2 protein-coding genes are annotated in these 2,258 nt (G+C 65.3%); one reads left to right on the top strand and one right to left on the bottom strand.

Annotated elements, in window-relative coordinates; translation table 11 throughout:
* The coding region (locus tag VFT73_RS12455) for a DUF885 domain-containing protein (RefSeq protein WP_326411580.1) at window positions 1-1,573 on the top strand (1,573 nt) is incomplete at its 5' end.
* Between the two features lie 69 nt (window positions 1,574-1,642).
* Here the strand turns inward: VFT73_RS12455 and VFT73_RS12450 are convergent.
* Window positions 1,643-2,258, bottom strand: a 616-nt coding sequence (locus VFT73_RS12450; protein ID WP_326411578.1) for a hypothetical protein, incomplete at its 5' end; no start/stop codon positions are given.

Genomic DNA, 2,258 nt, shown 5'->3' with positions numbered 1-2,258 from the left:
CTCGCGCGCGGCTGCCGAGAGCGACCTGAAGAACCTGCACGCGATCCCGCGCGACAAGCTGACGCCGACCAACCAGATCGCTTACGACGTATTCGAATGGCAGACGAAGGACACGCTGAAAGGCCTGTCGCCGGACATGCTGGCGCTGACCGCGGTGCGGCCGATCGATCATTTCTTCGGCTTCCACGTCTTTTACCCGACCTTTGCGTCGGGCAAGGGCGCGGCGCCGTTCAAGACGCTCGCGGATTATGAGAACAACCTGAAGCGGCACCGCGACTATATCGCGCTGATCGACCGCTCGATCGCCCGGTTCCGCGAGGGCATGAAGACCGGCGTCGTCCAGCCCAAGCTGGTCGTCAACAACGTGATCGAGCAGCTCGACACCCAGATCAAGCAGGGCGTCGAAGGATCGACTTTCTACGGGCCGGTGACGAAATTCCCCGACGGCATCTCGGCCGCCGACCAGGCTCGGCTGAAGGCGGAATATGCCGCGATCATCCGCGACGGCATCATTCCCGCCGATATCCGCCTGCGCGATTTCCTGAAGAACGAATATCTGCCGGTCGCCCGCGACGGCGAGGGCCTCAAATACATGCCCGGCGGCGACAAGCTCTACGCTTATCTGATCGAGACCAACACGACGCTGCCGCTGACGGCAGACTATGTGCACAATCTCGGCCTGTCCGAAGTCGCGCGGATCAAGGGCGAGATGGAGGCGATCAAGAACCAGGTCGGCTTCAAGGGCACGTTGGGCGAGTTCTTCGAGTCGCTCCGCACCGACCCCAAATTCCAGCCGGCCAGCCGCGAAGCCTATACCCAGCTCTTCTACGACATCGGCAAGCGGGTCGACGCGCGCGTGCGCGAGCAATTCTCGACCATTCCCAAGACGCCGCTCGAGATCCGCGCCTATGAACCTTATCGCGAAAAGACGCAGGCCGGCGGCTCGTACGAACCGGGAACGCCCGACGGCAAGCGGCCCGGCGTCTTCTACTTCAATGCCTATGACCTGCCGTCGCGCCGGACATGGGGCGCGGAGACGCTGTTCCTGCACGAAGGCGTGCCGGGCCACCATTTCCAGATCGCGCTGGCGCAGGAAAATGCGGCGCTGCCCGCATTCATGCGCTTCGGCGGCAACACCGCCTATGCCGAAGGCTGGGGCCTTTATGCGGAGACGCTGTGGAAGGAGCTCGGCATGGAAACCGACCCGTACCAGCGCTTCGGCGGCCTCAACGACGAGATGCTGCGCGCGATGCGGCTGGTCGTCGATACCGGCATCCACGCGAAGGGCTGGCACCGCGATCAGGCGATCGACTATATGCTCGCCAACTCGGGCATGAGCCGGACCGAAGCGACCGCCGAGGTCGAGCGCTACATCGCCATTCCCGGCCAGGCGCTCGCCTACAAGCTCGGCGCGCTCACCATCCAGCGGCTGAAGGCCAAGGCGATGAAGGAGCTCGGCCCCAAGTTCGACCCGCGCGAATTCCACGCCCAGGTGCTGATGACCGGCGCGCTGCCGATGGAAGTGCTGGAAAAGAAGATCGACACCTGGATCGCCGCGAAGAAGGCGGCCTGACCCGGCCCAGTCCCGTTCGTATCGAGCGAAGTCGAGATACGCTTCTCGGCTTCGCTCGAAGCGAACGGCCTATTCGGTTCCGAGCCACTCCATCGCCTTCAGGCTGACCGCGCTTGCCAGCACGGGCTCTAACCGGAGCGCCACCACTGCCTCCGTCAGCTTGATGACATGATCGTCGCCGTTCGCGACCGCGCCATCGGCGAGTTCGCCGGCTGAAAGGACCTCGCCTCCGGCGGCGGCAGGTCGCTTCGTTCCATAAGCTGCGTACAGCGCGCAGCCGGCATGCCAGACGTGCCGCACCAGCGCTTGTCTCTCTTCGCCGGACACGAAAGGGAGCAAATGTCCTGCCGCTGCCGTGCCGGTGATCGCGTGCGTGAAGACGATCGCGTGCAGCGGCGAATCGACGTTCGCGAGGAACACGCGTGCGAACAGGTCCGCCAGTTCCTGCACCGCATCGCCTGCATCGTCGATCGCCAGCCAGTGATACGCCCGCGCGAACGGCATGTGGTTCGCCAGCGCGTCCAGCGCCGCGACGATCGAGCCGCTATTGCGCCGCCGCTCGGCCGGCAGGAACGGCAGCCGCGACAGCGCCGCTTCCGCCGGCATCGGCACGGCGCCGAGCGCGCCCGCGATCGGCAGCTCCGAATAGTCGGACGCCCAGCCGGCGAGGGCGGCTGCCAGCTCG

Source organism: Sphingomonas sp. (assembly GCF_035758555.1).
GTDB lineage: Bacteria > Pseudomonadota > Alphaproteobacteria > Sphingomonadales > Sphingomonadaceae > Sphingomonas_B.
The sequence above is the reverse complement of the archived record's forward strand: the minus strand, read 5'-3'. Positions and strand labels throughout refer to the sequence as shown.